Origin of the sequence: Colwellia sp. BRX10-3, assembly GCF_014077505.1 — a bacterium.
Taxonomy (GTDB): Bacteria; Pseudomonadota; Gammaproteobacteria; order Enterobacterales; family Alteromonadaceae; genus Cognaticolwellia.
Genome location: NZ_JACGWA010000004.1, coordinates 80,603 through 98,088, shown reverse-complemented (window position 1 = coordinate 98,088; position 17,486 = coordinate 80,603). Strand labels below are relative to the sequence as shown.

General features: G+C 38.7%; 12 protein-coding genes. 6 read left to right on the top strand and 6 right to left on the bottom strand.

The features are described from left to right. Nucleotides 1-117: 117 nt before the first annotated feature. Both H4J38_RS08550 and ppsA read right to left on the bottom strand, forming a co-directional pair. Complete coding sequence (locus H4J38_RS08550; protein WP_182131515.1) at nt 118-3,189, bottom strand: FAD-binding and (Fe-S)-binding domain-containing protein; 3,072 nt, start codon at nt 3,187-3,189, stop codon at nt 118-120. Nucleotides 3,190-3,399: 210 nt separating this feature from the next. Then, the gene (ppsA, locus tag H4J38_RS08545; protein ID WP_182131376.1) at nt 3,400-5,778 is read right to left on the bottom strand and encodes a phosphoenolpyruvate synthase; all 2,379 of its coding nucleotides are present in this window, start codon (nt 5,776-5,778) and stop codon (nt 3,400-3,402) included. Between the two features lie 206 nt (nt 5,779-5,984). Here ppsA and H4J38_RS08540 point away from each other — a divergent pair, with 206 nt between their 5' ends. Beyond that, a complete protein-coding gene (locus H4J38_RS08540) occupies nt 5,985-6,794 on the top strand; it encodes a pyruvate, water dikinase regulatory protein (RefSeq protein ID WP_182131375.1) in 810 nt (269 codons plus the stop codon). Between the two features lie 127 nt (nt 6,795-6,921). Next, nucleotides 6,922-7,971: a 3-deoxy-7-phosphoheptulonate synthase gene (locus H4J38_RS08535; protein ID WP_182131374.1), complete on the top strand. Its 1,050-nt coding sequence runs from the start codon at nt 6,922-6,924 to the stop codon at nt 7,969-7,971. 310 nt (nt 7,972-8,281) lie between these two features. On the opposite strand, the gene H4J38_RS08530 is transcribed toward H4J38_RS08535, so the two are convergent. Both H4J38_RS08530 and H4J38_RS08525 read right to left on the bottom strand, forming a co-directional pair. Further along, a complete protein-coding gene (locus H4J38_RS08530) occupies nt 8,282-10,549 on the bottom strand; it encodes a TonB-dependent receptor (RefSeq protein WP_182131373.1) in 2,268 nt (755 codons plus the stop codon). A gap of 98 nt (nt 10,550-10,647) precedes the next feature. Next, entirely contained in the window at nt 10,648-11,859 is a 1,212-nt protein-coding gene (locus tag H4J38_RS08525; RefSeq protein WP_182131372.1) for a phosphopentomutase, read from the bottom strand. Between the two features lie 288 nt (nt 11,860-12,147). On the opposite strand from H4J38_RS08525, the gene udk reads away from it, so the two are divergent. From udk to H4J38_RS08505, 4 genes are all read left to right on the top strand, one after another. Beyond that, nucleotides 12,148-12,792, top strand: a complete 645-nt coding sequence (gene udk, locus H4J38_RS08520; protein ID WP_182131371.1) for a uridine kinase — start codon at nt 12,148-12,150, stop codon at nt 12,790-12,792. Between the two features lie 75 nt (nt 12,793-12,867). Then, a complete protein-coding gene (locus H4J38_RS08515) occupies nt 12,868-14,112 on the top strand; it encodes a NupC/NupG family nucleoside CNT transporter (protein WP_182131370.1) in 1,245 nt (414 codons plus the stop codon). Nucleotides 14,113-14,198: 86 nt separating this feature from the next. Continuing rightward, entirely contained in the window at nt 14,199-14,972 is a 774-nt protein-coding gene (gene deoC, locus H4J38_RS08510; RefSeq protein ID WP_182131369.1) for a deoxyribose-phosphate aldolase, read from the top strand. Between the two features lie 66 nt (nt 14,973-15,038). Then, the gene (locus H4J38_RS08505; RefSeq protein WP_182131368.1) at nt 15,039-15,617 is read left to right on the top strand and encodes a thymidine kinase; all 579 of its coding nucleotides are present in this window, start codon (nt 15,039-15,041) and stop codon (nt 15,615-15,617) included. A gap of 101 nt (nt 15,618-15,718) precedes the next feature. Here H4J38_RS08505 and deoA read toward each other — a convergent pair whose 3' ends face one another. Beyond that, nucleotides 15,719-17,035: a thymidine phosphorylase gene (gene deoA / locus H4J38_RS08500; RefSeq protein ID WP_182131367.1), complete on the bottom strand. Its 1,317-nt coding sequence runs from the start codon at nt 17,033-17,035 to the stop codon at nt 15,719-15,721. Nucleotides 17,036-17,047: 12 nt separating this feature from the next. Further along, a complete protein-coding gene (locus tag H4J38_RS08495; RefSeq protein WP_182131366.1) occupies nt 17,048-17,467 on the bottom strand; it encodes a cytidine deaminase in 420 nt (139 codons plus the stop codon). Nucleotides 17,468-17,486 lie beyond the last annotated feature (19 nt).

Sequence of the window (17,486 nt, the reverse complement as noted above, 5' to 3'; positions counted from 1 at the left end):
GTGCTTTTTTATTAACTAGAATTAGGCCATCCCAAAATCATCAGAAATATGTAAAGAGCGATAATTCGGCTATATTATTTAAACTTAGCAATCGTATCTAAATCGACTAAAAGTATCCTAAATCGCGTTTAACAACGCTTGTACTGGGTGTAATGTCACTTTATTGTCTAAGCGCTTAACTTGGCTACGACAAGAGTAGCCAGTAACCAGTACTTGCTCAGTGGCCAATTGGGCGACTTTATCTTGCCAACTCATTTTATAAAGCGATGTAGAGTTCTCTAAATTAACTTTTTCATGGCCATAAGTACCTGCCATGCCACAACAACCAACAGATATACTAGATAAAGATAAGCCAAAATACTGGAATATGTGCTGCCACTGCCCTTCACTACCTGCTAATGCTGTTTTCTCCGTACAATGTGCAAACAGCTTGTAAGCAATAGAATTTTGAGGTTTAACTTGGTTAATTGGCTTATTCGTTTTTTCATCGATAAGCGTTATTAACCATTCATGTGCTAACTTCACCTCAAAATCACCACGATTAATACCAAGAGCCTGCTTATACTCATCCCTGAAACATAAAACCATTGACGCATCTAAACCCACCATAGGCATCTTTAGATGATGAATTTGATTTAAAAATTCAGCCGTTGATTTAGCTGTTTTGGCAAACTTGCCTAAAAATCCCTTAACATGTTGAGGCTTACCATTTGGCTTAAATGGCAAAAGTATGGGATCAAAGCCAAGTTTTTTCACCAACAACATAAAGTCTTCAACAACTTTTGCATCATAAAACGAAGTAAATGGGTCTTGAACGATTAGCAATGAATTAGCACGTTCATCTATCGTCATACTTTGCAGATTTGATAATTCAAATGTAGTAAATTTTTGCTCAGTAACTCGCTGCGCTAATGTCGGTATTGACAATAAAGGTGTATCAACATAACCAATAGTGACTTGAGATAGTTTATCGTAAATATTAGACGCTAAAACACTATTAACTAGTTTGGGTACTTTGGCCATTATTGGTGTCATTGACTCTACATTTGCCACTAAGTGATCTTTTAAAGGTCTAAAATATCTCGTGTGGTAAAGGTTAATAAATCGGGCTCTAAAATCTGGCACATCCACTTTAACAGGACACTGACTCGCGCAAGCTTTACAAGCTAAACAGCCTTGCATCGCTTCCATGACTTCATGGGAAAAGTCATCGTTTTCATCACGATTAAATTGACTATTAATACGGTTTTTAACTTTGTCTAATATGCTTTTCACCGACCAACTTTGTATATTTTGCTCTAAAGCTAAAACATCAACGCCTTTCGCTTCTAATAAGCGCAACCACTCACGCATCAAGCCGGCTCTACCTTTAGGTGATTGCCTCCGATCACGCGTTACTTTGCTTGAAGGACACATAGGGCTATTAACGTCATAATTAAAACACAAGCCATTACCATTACAATCAAGTGCAGAATTGAACGAGTCTTTTACTATTACTGGTATTTGTCTATCGTAAAAACCACGCTTGGTATCATCAACAGAAACCAGCTTATCGGTGGAATCAAACGGCGTACAAATTTTACCTGGGTTCATTTTATTTAAGGGATCAAACGCGGCTTTAATTTTTCTTAATTCAGTAAATAAGGTATCACCAAAAAATTCAGGGCCGTATTCACTGCGATAACCTTTACCATGCTCGCCCCACATTAAGCCGCCATATTTAGCTGTTAAAGCAACAACCTTGTCTGATATTTCTCTGAGTAAAATCTCTTGTTCAGGATCACACATATCAAGTGCAGGCCTCACATGCAAAACCCCAGCATCAACATGACCAAACATTCCGTAATGCAATCCGTAACCATCAAGTAGTTGTCTAAATTCAGCGATGTAATCAGCTAGGTTTTCTGGCGGTACCGCTGTATCTTCAGCAAATGCTAATGGCTTTTGGCTACCTTTAGTATTACCTAATAAGCCAACGGCTTTCTTGCGCATTGTATACAACTTGCCGATGCTGGCTAAATCAGAGGTGACTTGATAACCAATAACACCGGTTTTATTAGCAATATCTTTATCAAGCTCTGCACATAAAGCATTAACCTGTTTAGCAACACTTTCAACACTATCGCCGTTATACTCCACCATATTGATGCCATCCATAATGGCGCCATCAACGTCTTGCAACATGTCACTGACTAGTTGCCAAACAATATCCTGTTTAGCTAAATTAAGTACTGTGCTGTCAATAGTTTCAACTGACGTTGCTTTAGCTTGCACAAGCCTTGGAGAATGGCGAAGCGCAGAATCAAAGCTGTCATATTTAATATTAATAAGAGTTTTCGCGTTAGCTATCGGTGTTAAATTTAATTTTGCCTCACAAACAAAGGCTAGCGAACCTTCAGAGCCGGTAATAATGCGACTTAAATCGACTATCGATAAGTCATCATTAAAAACGTTTTCTAAATCATAACCTGTTAAGAATCGGTTTAATCGAGGGAATTTTTTTAAAATTAATGCACGATTATCACCGCACGACTCAAGTACTTGTTGCATTAATTTTGCTTCGGTACTGTCTTGTTTGGTTAATGCTTGAGCTTGTGCCATGGTTTGAGGTTTTGTACTTAGCAGTTCACCATTAGCCAGAACGCTTTCAAGTGCTAAAACGTGATCTGAAGTTTTACCATAAACCAGTGAGCCCTGTCCTGAGGCATCGGTATTAATCATGCCACCAATGGTTGCACGACTACTGGTTGATAAATCAGGCGAAAAGAAAAACCCATAGGGCTTCAGGTAATCGTTTAGTTGGTCTTTGATCACACCTGCTTCAACGCGAACCCAATTCTCTTCAACATTAATGTCTAAAATACGGTTCATGTATTTTGATAAATCAACTACGACACCAGGTGTTAAGCTTTGACCATTAGTACCTGTACCGCCGCCGCGGGCACTAAACTTTATCTCGTTAAATTTATCTTGGTTGCCTAATAACGTTACAATTTGAATGTCTTTCTGGCTGCGCGGATGAAGTACTAATTGGGGTAATTGTTGATAAATACTGTTGTCTGTCGCATGAGCTAAACGCGCGCTATATTGAAAATTAATATCACCGGTAAAGTGTTTAGTTGCCAAAATCTTGGCAAACTCTTGATATAGAGGAGAAACTAACTCTTGAGGACTTAAGCGAGGTAACATGGATAAAAGTTCTATTAACAATATTATGTGACCAATATTATATCATGGCAGTTTGTCAATTTGATCTTTTAACAAAAAAAGCCTAAGAACTTTTTTATCATCGTCATGATAAAAAGTACCTAGGCTTGTTTAATGTAAAAGTAATTTATATACGCTTAACTTCAAACTGAAAAATTCAGGACCTTTAGTTGAAAGCGCATAAACTGCAATTTACTTTTTATTATGCTGCTCGGCTAAATACAACCATGTTGGCAATACAGTATCTGGATTTAGTGAGACACTATCAATACCTTGCTCTACTAGCCAAGCAGCAAAGTCAGGGTGATCTGAAGGACCTTGACCACAAATGCCGACATATTTTCCACGCGCTTTACACGCTTTAATCGCCATTGCTAATAATATTTTAATTGCAGGATCACGCTCATCAAATAAGTGTGCGACTAAACCAGAGTCACGGTCCAAACCTAAAGTTAATTGCGTTAAGTCGTTAGAGCCAATTGAGAAGCCATCAAAGTAATCTAAAAACTGGTCGGCTAATAACGCATTAGAAGGTAGTTCACACATCATGATAATACGTAAACCATTTTCGCCACGTTTTAAACCGTGCTCAGCAAGAATATCAATAACCGTAGAAGCTTCTTCAACAGTGCGCACAAACGGGATCATAATCTCAACATGAGTCATATCCATTTCGTTACGAACGCGTTTAATAGCTTCACACTCAAGTGCAAAACAATCTCTAAAATCTTTAGAAATATAGCGAGACGCTCCACGGTAGCCGATCATCGGATTTTCTTCTTCTGGCTCGAAGTCTTCGCCACCGACTAAATTAGCATATTCGTTTGATTTAAAATCAGACATACGCACAATCACTTTTTCTGGTGCGTACGCAGCGGCTAAAGTTGAAATACCTTCGGTTAATTTAGCAATATAAAACTCAACAGGATTGTCGTAACCAGCAATAATTTCACGAATTTCTTCTTGAAGCTCTACTGATTGTTCGTCAAAGTTCAATAGTGCTTTCGGGTGTACACCGATCATTTTGTTAATAATAAATTCTAAGCGCGCCAAACCAATACCAGCGTGTGGTAAGCGAGCAAAAGTAAATGCGCGATCTGGATTGCCGACATTCATCATTATTTTCAATGGCAAGTCTGGCATTGAGTCAACTTCTGAGGTGGTCACCGTGAAATCCAATTTACCTTGATAAATAAAGCCGGTATCACCTTCAGCACAAGAAACGGTAATTTCATCACCTGTGGCTATCTTTTTAGTCGCATCACCACAACCAACAACCGCAGGAATACCCATTTCACGAGCAATAATTGCCGCATGACAAGTTCGACCGCCACGGTTAGTAACAATGGCGGAAGCACGTTTCATGATCGGCTCCCAATCAGGGTCAGTCATATCTGTAACTAAAACATCGCCGGGTAATATTTTGTCCATTTCAGCCAATGATGATAATACTTTAGCTTCACCACTGCCTATTTTATGACCAATTGAGCGACCTTCACAAATGATGTCAGCGGTAGCCTGTAATTGAAATTGCTCCATAACATTAGCATTTTCGCGACTTTTAACTGTTTCTGGGCGCGCTTGTACAATATAAAGCTTACCGTCTAGGCCGTCTTTAGCCCATTCAATATCCATGGCACGGCCATAGTGTTTTTCAATAATTACCGCTTGTTTTGCTAATTCTTCAACTTCTTTATCATTAAGTGAGAAAGTATCAGATTGTGCTTGCTCGATATCAACAATTTCAACTTGCTTGCCATGTTCTTGAGTAGCAGCATAAATCATCTTAATTGCTTTACTACCAATATTTCGGCGCACAACGGCAGGTTTACCTTTCGCTAAGGTCGGTTTATGAACATAGAATTCGTCAGGGTTAACGGCGCCCTGCACTACCATTTCACCTAAGCCGTAGCTAGAAGTAATAAATACTACATCTTCAAAGCCTGATTCAGTGTCGATAGAGAACATAACACCACTAGAAGAGATATCACTGCGCACCATACGTTGAATTCCCGCAGAAAGCGCAACGCCTCGATGGTCATATCCTTGATGCACACGATAAGAAATAGCACGGTCATTAAAGAGTGAAGCAAATACGTGTTTAATCGCGATCATTACCGCGTCTAAACCACGAACATTCAGGAAAGTTTCTTGTTGGCCAGCAAAAGAAGCGTCTGGCATATCTTCTGCGGTTGCTGATGAACGAACAGCAAATGAAGCGTCATCGGCAAAGCCATCGGCAAGTTTTGTGTAAGCTTGTTCTATATCGTGCTGCATATCAGGTAAAAATGGCGTATCAATAACCCATTGACGGATTTTACTACCACATTCAGCCAAGGCATTAATATCACCGACATCTAAATCATCTAACAAAAGATAAATTTTATCGTTCAAACCACTTTGTTCTAGAAATTCATTAAAAGCAAATGAGGTAGTAGCAAAGCCACCCGGCACTTGCACACCAACATTTGAAAGATTAGAAATCATTTCACCCAATGATGCATTTTTACCGCCTACGCGATCAACATCATTCATTCCTAAATTTTCATACCAAAGCACGTATTCTTGCACGACAACATCTCCACTAGAAATAATAAAATTTAAGAAAATTATTTATAAAAACCTATCAAAAATAACTTTCTTAACACTTTTATCAATCTAAGTATTAATAAACGGTGTATTTCGCGCTGCAGACATTTTACACTGCTAACATTGAAACTAAAGCACTATTTGAAAGTTTTCACTATCCATTACAAAATTAAATAATAGGTTTTACTATGCGCGCAGCTTTTTATATTTCTGACGGAACAGCCATCACCTCTGAAGTTTTTGGTCATGCATTATTATCACTTTTTCCGATGGAGTTTGAACACGACACCATTCCTTTTGTTGAAACCAAAGAAAAAGCACTTGACGCTTGTAAGCGAATAAATAAAGCCGCTAAACGCACTGGATTGCCGCCACTGGTTTTTCACACTTTTGTGAATCCAGATATTCGAGAAATTATCGATGGCTGTGACGGTGTAATTTATAACTTCCTCGAACACTTTGTTAAGCCCCTTGAACAACAACTTGGCATTGAAGCTAAACCAAAAGCCCATAGAACACACAGTATTCACGAGAATAGTTATGATTATCGCATTGATGCGGTTAACTATTCATTGGCAAATGATGATGGTTCAAATGTGACTAACTATGAGCATGCAGACGTGATACTTGTTGGTGTTTCCCGCTCAGGTAAAACCCCCACTGCACTTTATTTAGCGCTTCAATACGGTATTAAAGCAGCAAATTATCCCTTTACCGATGACGATATGGACGAACTTCAAATACCCTCTTTTTTAAAAATGCATAAAAAGAAATTATTTGGTTTAACCATAGATGCCGAGCGCTTAGTGGATATTCGTGATGGCAGAATGGCGAACACTAAATATTCCTCAGCACGGCAATGTCGCATGGAAGTACGAGAAGTTGAAAAGTTATATAAACAAGAAAAAATTCCTTTCCTAAACACCACCAAGCTTTCAATAGAAGAAATTACTGCTAAAATATTGTCTGAAACAGGTCTTCAGCGCTATAAATATTAACTTATAACAATTTAGTTTCATAAATTCTTAGAAAGCGGTTCACATAAGTGGCTATATTCGTTATGTTAGCGCGATATTATTATTGCGCTGCATATACATATGCAGGCTAACCAGCATTTGATAGCCCATGACCATAAAAACAGATGAATTTAGAACCACATTAATTGACAATTTAGTTTCGCCTGCTGAACTAGCTGAGCAAATTCCGCTGGACGATAAAACCGCGAATTTTATTATCAAAAGCCGTAAGGATATTGAAGCCATCATTAATGGCGATGATAAACGCTTGCTGGTCATTATTGGCCCTTGTTCTATTCATGATACTGAAGCGGCAATTGACTACGCAAAGAAATTGAAAAAATTGAATGAAAAGTATGCCAACGAATTACTGATTGTAATGCGCGTATATTTTGAAAAGCCACGTACAACCGTCGGTTGGAAAGGTTTAATTAGTGACCCTGATTTAGACAAGTCATTCCGTGTTGCTAAAGGCTTAAATCTAGCACGTAATTTACTGATGGAAATTAATAAGTTAGGGCTAGCTGCCGGTACTGAATTTTTAGATATGGTAACAGGCCAATATATTTCTGATTTGATCAGCTGGGGCGCTATTGGCGCACGTACCACAGAGAGCCAAGTCCACAGGGAATTGGCATCTGCCCTTTCATGTCCAGTTGGCTTTAAAAACGGCACCGATGGCAATATTCAAATTGCGGTTGACGCCATTAAAGCCTCAAGTGTTCCTCATGTACTTTATTCGCCTAATAAAAGTGGTCAAATGTGTATCTATCAAACACATGGCAACCCTTTTGCCCACGTAATTTTGCGCGGTGGTAAAGCGCCGAATTATCAAGAAGAATATATAACTCAAACTTGTGAAACCTTAACCAAAGCTGGTTTAGCTGAAAAAGTGATGATCGACTGTAGTCACGGTAATAGCTTTAAAAACCATAACAAACAAATTGATGTGGCCAATTCATTGGCTGAGCAAATACAATCAGGTAACCAATCTATATTCGGCGTGATGATTGAAAGCTTTATGGTGGCAGGTAATCAAAAAGTTGTCGCAGATAAACCTTTAGTTTACGGGCAAAGTATTACCGATGCTTGTATCAACCTAGATACCAGCGAAGAAATCCTCAATGTTTTAGCAAACGCTATTAAAACAAGAATGTAATTAAAGTGCGGTGACCTTCTTTGTTATTTAAGGAAAGAAGGTAAAGCATATTTATTACTCTCAAAGAATATAATTCCGCTTTATGCCCGCTCTTTTTTATCGATGCAACTGCGATATACCAAGATGGAAGTTACTACTTAGTTATTATCTGAAGAACAAAACTCAATTTAAGCCCTCACATAAATGCTCTTTTGCATACATACAGCCGAGATATACCGTACATCCTGCACATAAAAAAACCGGTTATCAAATTGATAACCGGTTTTTTTAATTATAACTTATTAAGTTATGTTTAAAGCAAAGCTCCTTATTAAAAGAAGTTCGCTTTAAATTCAACACCCCAAAAGCGAGGTTCGTTAACATAACCCGTTAAGTTATTGAAATCGATAGCACCGGTAAGTTGTTCTTCATCGGTAATATTACGACCAAAAAGAGCTACTTCGTATTCTGCGCCGTCTGTATACCATTCATAACCAACACGAACACCACCTTCTAATAACGCATCACCAGTAAACTCTGTTGATTCGTATAAGAAAAAGTTAACTTCGCTGCGGTAAGACCAATCAGTGTAAACATAAAGTTCACCATCACCAATTTCTTTCGTCCAACGAGCCGCTAAGTTTGTGATCCATTCAGGCGATTGTGGTAATGAATTACCATCAATCATGGCTAAACCGTCACCATTTAATGGTGAAGTTACTGTACAACCACCACCACAACCTGGTACTGCAACATTGCTATCTTGCAGTTCTGTATGGTTATAACTTACGCTTGCCGTTAACACTAAATCAGCGGTAACAAAGTATTCTGAATCAACTTCAAAACCATAACCAACAGATTTATCGGCATTAAGTAAACTTGCAACGTTACCTGAACCACCAACAGCAGTTAACTGCTGATCATTAACAACAAAGTAATATACTGAGCCATCAACACGAGCCGTATTTTCTAAAAATACCGATTTGAAACCTGTTTCGATTGAATCTACAGTTTCAGAGTCTGCTGTTGTTGAATTTGCCGAGAATAGTAAACTACGACCTTGAATACTTGGCGCACGGTAACCGCGAGCTAAACGAGCATAAACGTTAGTTTCATCGTTTAATTTGTAAGTAGCACTTAAATCACCACTAACTTGTGAATCTGAAACATTATTAATTTCAGAAAAGCCCGGTGCACCAAATGGCGATTGAACTAATTCACCTTCCCAGTCACGCTTATCATCTGAATAACGTAGGCCACCATTAATATTTAATTTGTCTGAAACTTCGTAATCAAGTGAACCAAAGATTGCCCAAGCTGAAGTTTCCATCTTTTGGATAGCGATGCCGTTTTGTGCGCCGCCACCTAAAGTATCGAAACTTAAGTTATGAATAGTTAAGTCTTCGTCGAATAAAAACAAACCAAATTGGTAATCTAACTTACCTATGTCATTACTCGCGATACGTAATTCTTGAGTTAACTGCTTATGATCTGGCATTCTAGCACCAGTTTCAGAAGGGAACGGAATGAAACCAGGTCCCATGTAATCAGGTAAGAATGATGCACCGTAACCACCGTCAATATCGCCTACTGAAAACATTTCAGCTGACTCATAACCGGTCACCGATGTTAGGGTGTGGTCACCCATATCATATTCAAGTTTTAAACTTGCACCTTTCATATCAACTGTTTGGCTGTTACGAACAGCAGCGTCATGAAAGACTGTTTCACGGTCAAAATCATTTACTAAGTCGTTAGTACCTGGCTTAATAATATTAGCTCTAAAGATTCGAGCATCGGCTTCTGCGTCACGGAAATGGTAGTTAAACAACGCAGAGAAATCGTCACTTGGCTCCCATAACAATTGCAAACGGCCTGCTGTTTCAGTGTAACCACCAAGTTGATCTTTTACTTCAAAACCAGGCGCTTTGTTGTCAATCCAATCATCACGGTCTTGTTGTAATAATGCTACACGTGCTGACAATGTATCGGTCAAACCACCGCCAACAGCAAGACGTAAATCAGTGCTACCGAAACTACCATATGAACCAGAAATGTTGGCGTCAAAATCTTGCGTTGGTTTTTTCGATTGTACTTTAACAATGCCCGCTGGGGTGTTACGACCAAATAATGTACCTTGAGGACCGCGCAAAACTTCTACACGTTCAATGTCGAACATTGGCATACCTTTAGTTAAGGCATTTTCTAAAACAACGTCATCATAAATCAATGAAACAGGTTGTGATGCTAGCAAATCGAAATCAGTATTACCTAAACCACGAATATAAAACCGTGGAAACGTACGACCAAAAGAAGACTCTATTAATAAACTTGGCACTTTCGCAGAGAGTGCTCTCACATCCATTCCAGAAGAACCTAATACTTCAAGTTTTTTAGGCGTAAGTGCCGAAACTGAAATAGGCACATCTTTTATGTTTTCAGTACGCTTACGCGCGGTTACTTCAATAACTTCAACGCCTACAACGTCGATTTTGTCAGCATTTTCTTGCGCAATAGCAGTTGCAGATACACTTGCTCCACACGCGAAAATAGCCGCATTTACACAAAGTGCGAGCGACGTTTTTTTAAAAACATTCATTTAAGTACTCTCCCAAGAACTGTTTATGTTTCATGTTAAATTTATTTTTATTCACTATGCCCTCTATCTATATAAAGGGCAAAGTGATTAATAATTATTTATAGATCAAGATCAGACAAAAAACTTGTACCATAAGGCATTTTATCTAATTTAAATAACTCTGCAATAGTTTGACCAATATCTGCAAAGGTACTGCGTTCCCCAATATTAACAGATCGTACCTGTTTGTGAAATGCAATAACAGGTACATACTCTCGGGTATGGTCATTGCCGTGCCAAGTAGGGTCGCAACCATGATCAGCGGTTAAAAAGAGTACGTCATCTTCATTCATCGCTGCTACAACTTCTGGTAAGCGCTTATCAAAATTTTCTAATGCTAAAGCATATCCTACCGGATCTCGGCGATGGCCATAATCTTGGTCAAAATTGACTAAATTAGTGAATATCAGACTATTGTCTTGCGCCGTATTTATATGTGAAATTGTAGCATCCAATAAAGCATCGATACCTGTTGCTTTAGTTTTTTCGCTAATACCTTGATGTGCATAAATATCGGCAATTTTACCGACACTAATGACATAACCACCCGCTTCAGTGAATTTGTCTAATACGGTAGGCGCTGGCGGTAAAATAGAATAGTCACGACGATTGCCGGTACGGGTAAAGTCTTCAGGACTGCTACCAACAAAAGGACGTGCGATAACACGGCCAACATTCATGTCAGCCATTATCTCACGTACTGTTTCACAGTATTTATAAAGATTATCTAAACCAAAATGCTCTTCATGAGCTGCTACCTGAAACACACTGTCAGCTGAGGTATAACAAATAGGTAATCCTGATTTGATATGCTCTTGCCCAAGCTTGTTAATAATATCGGTGCCCGAGGCATGGCAATTACCTAAAATTGAGTCAAAGCCAGTTGCTTTGTTAATTTTTTCGATGAGATCAGCGGGAAAGGCATTACCTTCCTTTGGAAAATAGTCCCAATCAAAAAGTACGGGGACACCCATCATTTCCCAATGGCCACTAGGCGTATCTTTGCCTGTACTAATCTCTGCTGCATAACCATAAACACCCTGCACTGGCGTTTGCTTTACTACGGGAAAACTACATTTACCTGCTTCAAAAGCCGCTTGAACTAAGCCCATTTTTGCTAAGTTAGGAACTTTGATTTCACGTTTTTCGTGCTGATAGAAATATCGCGCTAAATTAGCAAAAGTATTGGCACTGATATCGCCAAAGTCGGCTGCATCGGGTGCATGCCCGATGCCAAAACTGTCGATTACTAAAACTATTGCTCTTGCCATTTTAATGTCCTGTTATTAGATCAATGCATTTTAACAAATTTTTCAAATTTATCCTCATTTATACTGATAAATTTCATGACCAAATGGTCAACATGTGATACTTTACCAAGCAATACATTATAGACAACAGATATTTTGTAAATATTTAGGGCATAGCTAATCCTTTTGCCTAAATTTTAATGAATTTCAGATTAATTAGTCCATAATATGAGTGCGATGACTTATCTACACAGCATCGCTATAAATACTTAACCCTTTTGTTAATCATATTTTTTAAGGCTCTCTGTTTTGCAAACCAATAAACCGACGATTATTGCGGTAACCGGTGCTTCAGCATCTGGAAAATCACTATTTGCGCAAACTATTTACGATGAACTGTTACCTGAGCTAGGGTCAAGTGGTATTGCTATCATCAAAGAAGATTCGTACTACAATAGTCAATCACATCTGTCGATGGCAGAGCGCGTAAAAACCAATTATGATCATCCCAGTGCTTTTGAACATAGTTTATTGTCACAACATTTAACCCAATTAAGTGCTGGTGAAAGCGTTGATATACCTACTTACTGTTATAAAACTCATACCCGTTTAGCCGAAACGCTGCATTTAGCACCCACACCAATAATTCTAATTGAAGGCATTCTTCTATTTTCAGATAAAGAGCTAAGAGACAAATTTGATATAAAAATTTATATTGATACCCCGCTCGACATTTGCTTAGTTCGAAGAATAAATAGAGATACCATTGAACGGTCACGAAGCATAGCCTCAATCACCGAACAATATTTAACCACCGTTCGACCTATGTATCACCAACATATACAGCCAAATAAACCCTTCGCCGATATTGTGGTGACGCGTGGTGGTAAAAATAGAATGGCAATAGAAATGCTAAAAGCAAAAATTCGTCAACTAATGAATCAACGTTTGTAAGCTTTTATAAAAAATTAATATAGATAAAATCTAAATAAATATAATAACGATAACAAAATAATTTATGAGGTAATTATGGAATTAAGTGCACTTCGAGGTGTCATTGGTATTTTCGCGCTATTGGCAGTGGCGTATTTTTTATCTAAAGATCGCAGCGCAATAAATTGGCGCACCGTAGGTTTTGCCTTTGCATTACAAATATTACTCGGTGCATTTGTACTTTATGTCCCTTTTGGTAAAGATGTATTGGGGTCTATTACTAATGGTGTTCAACAAGTTATTAATAGTGCACAAGCAGGCATAAACTTTTTATTCGGTGGTTTAGGTACCGATGCCATGTTTGATAACGGCGTTGGGTTTGTTTTTGCTATTCGTGTATTGCCCGTTATTATCTTTTTCTCATCGCTTATCGCGGTACTTTATTACCTTAATATTATGCAGTGGGTAGTAAAAATTATCGGTGGTGGCTTACAAAAACTATTAAAAACATCAAAGCCTGAATCGCTTTCAGCAACCGCTAATATCTTTGTTGGGCAAACAGAAGCCCCTTTAGTTATTCGTCCTTATATTGCAAAAATGAGTCAATCAGAACTTTTTGCCATTATGGTTGGCGGACTTGCCTCTGTCGCAGGTTCAATACTCGCGGGTTATGCTGGTTTAGGTGTGAAGCTTGAATATTTAATTGCTGCATCTTTTATGGCTGCGCCAGGTGGTTTGCTTATGGCAAAATTACTATTACCTGAAACTGAAGAAATTACTAATGACTACAGCGAGGTAGAATTAGCTGAAGCAGGCGCTAAACCTGCTAATGTTATTGATGCAGCAGCCACAGGTGCCGCTTCAGGCCTCAAACTTGCTGTTAACGTCGGTGCCATGTTACTTGCCTTTATCGCCATTATCGCATTACTTAATTCTATGGTGACAGGTTTTGGCAGTTTATTAGGGTTTGAAGGCATTACTATTGAATGGCTACTGGGTTATATTTTTGCGCCATTTGCTTACCTTATCGGTGTACCATTTGAAGAAATGTTGCAAGCAGGTAGCTTTATTGGCCAAAAAATAGTGGTAAATGAGTTCTTTGCCTACGTCAACTTTGTTGAAATTAAAGACACTTTATCTCCAACAACTCAAGCGATTGTCACTTTTGCTTTGTGTGGTTTTGCTAACTTATCTTCAATTGCTATTTTATTGGGTGGTATTGGCTCAATGGCACCAAGTCGTCGCCCTGATATTGCTCGTTTGGGCATGAAAGCAATGCTAGCAGCAACTATGGCTAACTTAATGAGTGCCGCTATTGCCGGTGTATTCGTAAGCTTATAGTTTATTACGTTATAACCATTTTCTAAAAGCCTAGCCATCAGCGCTAGGCTGTTTTGTTAAAACCTATCACAACTCTGAGGCAGATCATGACAACGTTAGAACAGTACGCACAAAGTGCACTTAACATGATGGATTTAACCAGTTTAACCGATATTGAAACAGCCGATGATATTATCAAGCTTTGCAAAAAGGCGAAATCACCTTGCGGTAACACAGCCGCCATTTGTATCTTCCCGCGTTTTATACCTTTAGCGAAAAAAACCTTAGCTGAACAAGGTACGCCAGAAATAAAAATTGCCACGGTAGCAAACTTTCCACACGGTAACGACGATATTAATATAGCTGTAGCTGAAACTAAAGCGGCTATCGCCTATGGCGCAGATGAGGTGGATGTTGTATTTCCCTATAACGCATTAATAAAGGGTAATGATAAAGTTGGCTTCGAACTCGTCAAAGCTTGTAAAAAAGTATGTGGTAGTAGCGTACAGCTGAAAGTTATTATTGAAACTGGTGAGCTTAAAGCTGATAAACTTATTACTCAAGCCAGTGAAATTTGTATCGCTGCCGGTGCTGATTTCATCAAAACCTCAACAGGTAAAGTGTTAGTTAATGCGACACCTAAATCAGCTGAGTTAATGCTAAAAGTAATTAAAGATAAAAATACGCTGGTGGGTTTTAAGCCTGCTGGTGGCGTAAAAAATGCTGATGATGCCGCGGTTTACCTAGATTTAGCCGCAAATATTTTAGGTGATAGTTGGGCAACTAAAGCCAACTTTAGATTTGGTGCCAGTAGTTTATTAACGAATTTACTCAACACTTTAGGCGCGACTAATAAAACTGCAGACCCAACAAGCTATTAATTAAATTATTTCAAACAGATTTAATTATCAGTAATCAATCAACCATAATTAGGACATTATTAAGCAATGGCACAATTATATTTTTATTATTCAACCATGAATGCCGGTAAATCGACTCACCTTTTACAGTCATCTTATAATTATCAAGAACGTGGCTTAGAAACATTATTGTTTACTGCACAAATAGACGATAGATTTGCCAAAGGTAAGGTATCATCAAGATTAGGCATTCATGCCGACGCCTTATTATTTGATGATAATACCGATATATTCAGCCGGGTAAAAAATCAAATTAAGGATAGTAAAATTGCTTGTATATTGATTGATGAAGCGCAATTTTTAACTAAACTGCAGGTTAAAGAATTAACCAATATTGTTGATGAATTAAAAATACCCGTGTTAGCTTATGGCATTCGTACAGATTTTCTTGGCGAAACCTTTCTTGGCAGCGCCGCCCTGTTAGCTTGGGCTGATAAATTAGTAGAATTAAAAACCATTTGTCATTGCGGGAAAAAAGCCAATTTTGTTATGCGCTGTGATGAACATGGCAATGCTGTTAAAGGTGGTGAGCAAATAGAAGTGGGTGGTAATGAACGCTACGAATCGCTTTGTCGAAAGCACTTTAAAGCGCTAGTTTGGCATTAACTGAGTTCGAAAGCCTTTAAATTTAACCTAACGAATAAAAAAGGAATGCCATGGCATTCCTTTTTAGTTTTCTCATAAAAATATAGCTATCTTATTAACAACTAAGCGGAAATTGTTTGATAGATAATCGGCTGTTGTTCAGCTTGCTTTTCACCAATAACTAAAGCCGCTTGGTATTGCTGACTTGCTTGTAGTAGTGAGTTTTCATCTCTAGCATGTACTCGGGCAACGACGTCGCCACGGTTAACTAGCGTGCCAATAGGCAATACTCGGTCAAAACCAACACTATGATCAATTTGCTGACCATTTGCTGTACGTCCGCCTTTTAAGCCAACAACAGCCAAACCAATATCACGTGTTTGCATGCCATTGATATAACCATGCTCTAAAGCAACAACATCTTTAATACATTGCGCACGCTCCATTGAACGCCACGGATCTTCCATAAAATCATTTGGACCTCCTAGCGCATGAATCATCTTACTAAATATTTCAGCTGCAGCACCAGAAGCTAGTACACTGTTAATTTTTATCAAGGCTTTATCTTCATTTTCCACAACCTTTGCACTAACTAACATAGCTTTAGCTAATGAAACTACCACGGCATGTAAACGAGGTTCACGTAATGTGCCGTTTAAATATTTAACCGTTTCAGCCATTTCCAAAGCATTACCTGCAGTAGCCCCTAGCACTTGGTTCATGTCAGTGATAATAGCTTGCGTCGGAACGCCAGCTCCATTGGCAACATTTACAATGCTTTGCGCTAAGGCTCTAGCATCATCAATATTGGACATCATAGCGCCATTGCCAACTTTCACGTCCATAACTAAAGTATCAAGCCCTGCTGCCAACTTTTTCGACAATATAGAAGCGGTGATCAAAGGAATAGATTCTACCGTAGCAGTAATATCACGTATGCCATATAAGCGTTTATCCGCAGGTGCTAAATTGTCAGTTTGCGAGATAATCGCCATACCTAAATCTTTAACTATACCTTTAAACTCAGCAATACTGGGTTGAACATTAAAGCCGGCGATACTTTCTAGTTTATCTGCTGTACCACCCGTATGACCCAAGCCACGACCTGCGATCATAGGCACATAAGCACCACAAGCTGCAACAATGGCCGCCAACATAAAGCTAACCTTATCGCCAACACCACCCGTTGAGTGTTTATCAACCACCGGGCCTTCTAATTCTGGCCACGACAGCACATCACCTGAATTTTTCATTGCCATGGTAAAGTCGATAATTTCACGGGTTTCCATACCTTGTTGAAATATCGCCATTGCCATTGAACCTGCTTGAGCATCATTAAAATCTTTTGTTACCAATCCATCAACAAAGCTCTGAATTTGTTCTTTAGAGAGTGAACCACCATTTCGTTTGGTGCGAATTATTTCTTGCGGTAATAACATGAACTAAAATCCTTATTTTTCAAGTAAATCTTTGGGCATAAAAGCATCAGGTAATAGTTCGTTTACTGTCCATTGCTTTCTGTCATTATTATGGTTAACAGCCATAACCAGTGCGTTTGGAGCTAAAAACTCAACAATAACTTGTCGACAAGCACCACATGGCGGCGTTAACTTTTCTTGATTGGTATAAATCACCATCGCTGAAAACGCTTGTTCGCCTGAAATAACCCCTTGTGCTAAACAATTACGTTCAGCGCAAACCGTTAAACCGTAAGAAGCATTTTCAACATTACAGCCTTTAACGATCTTACCGCTAACCGTTAGCGCAGCAGCACCAACATGAAAGTTACTGTATGGCGCATAGGCTTTTTCAAAGCCATCTTTCGCTGCATCAACAAGCGCTAAGATTTTATTTTCTTCAATATTAGACATTATAAAAAACCTTTATCTG

Excerpts from the sequence above, each read along its gene's own strand:
- H4J38_RS08550 (WP_182131515.1), bottom strand. The coding sequence starts at position 3,189 with ATGTTACCTCGCTTAAGTCCTCAAGAGTTAGTTTCTCCTCTATATCAA.
- H4J38_RS08540 (WP_182131375.1), top strand. The coding sequence starts at position 5,985 with ATGCGCGCAGCTTTTTATATTTCTGACGGAACAGCCATCACCTCTGAA.
- H4J38_RS08535 (WP_182131374.1), top strand. The coding sequence starts at position 6,922 with ATGACCATAAAAACAGATGAATTTAGAACCACATTAATTGACAATTTA.
- H4J38_RS08530 (WP_182131373.1), bottom strand. The coding sequence starts at position 10,549 with ATGAATGTTTTTAAAAAAACGTCGCTCGCACTTTGTGTAAATGCGGCT.
- H4J38_RS08525 (WP_182131372.1), bottom strand. The coding sequence starts at position 11,859 with ATGGCAAGAGCAATAGTTTTAGTAATCGACAGTTTTGGCATCGGGCAT.
- H4J38_RS08515 (WP_182131370.1), top strand. The coding sequence starts at position 12,868 with ATGGAATTAAGTGCACTTCGAGGTGTCATTGGTATTTTCGCGCTATTG.
- deoC (WP_182131369.1), top strand. The coding sequence starts at position 14,199 with ATGACAACGTTAGAACAGTACGCACAAAGTGCACTTAACATGATGGAT.
- H4J38_RS08505 (WP_182131368.1), top strand. The coding sequence starts at position 15,039 with ATGGCACAATTATATTTTTATTATTCAACCATGAATGCCGGTAAATCG.
- deoA (WP_182131367.1), bottom strand. The coding sequence starts at position 17,035 with ATGTTATTACCGCAAGAAATAATTCGCACCAAACGAAATGGTGGTTCA.
- H4J38_RS08495 (WP_182131366.1), bottom strand. The coding sequence starts at position 17,467 with ATGTCTAATATTGAAGAAAATAAAATCTTAGCGCTTGTTGATGCAGCG.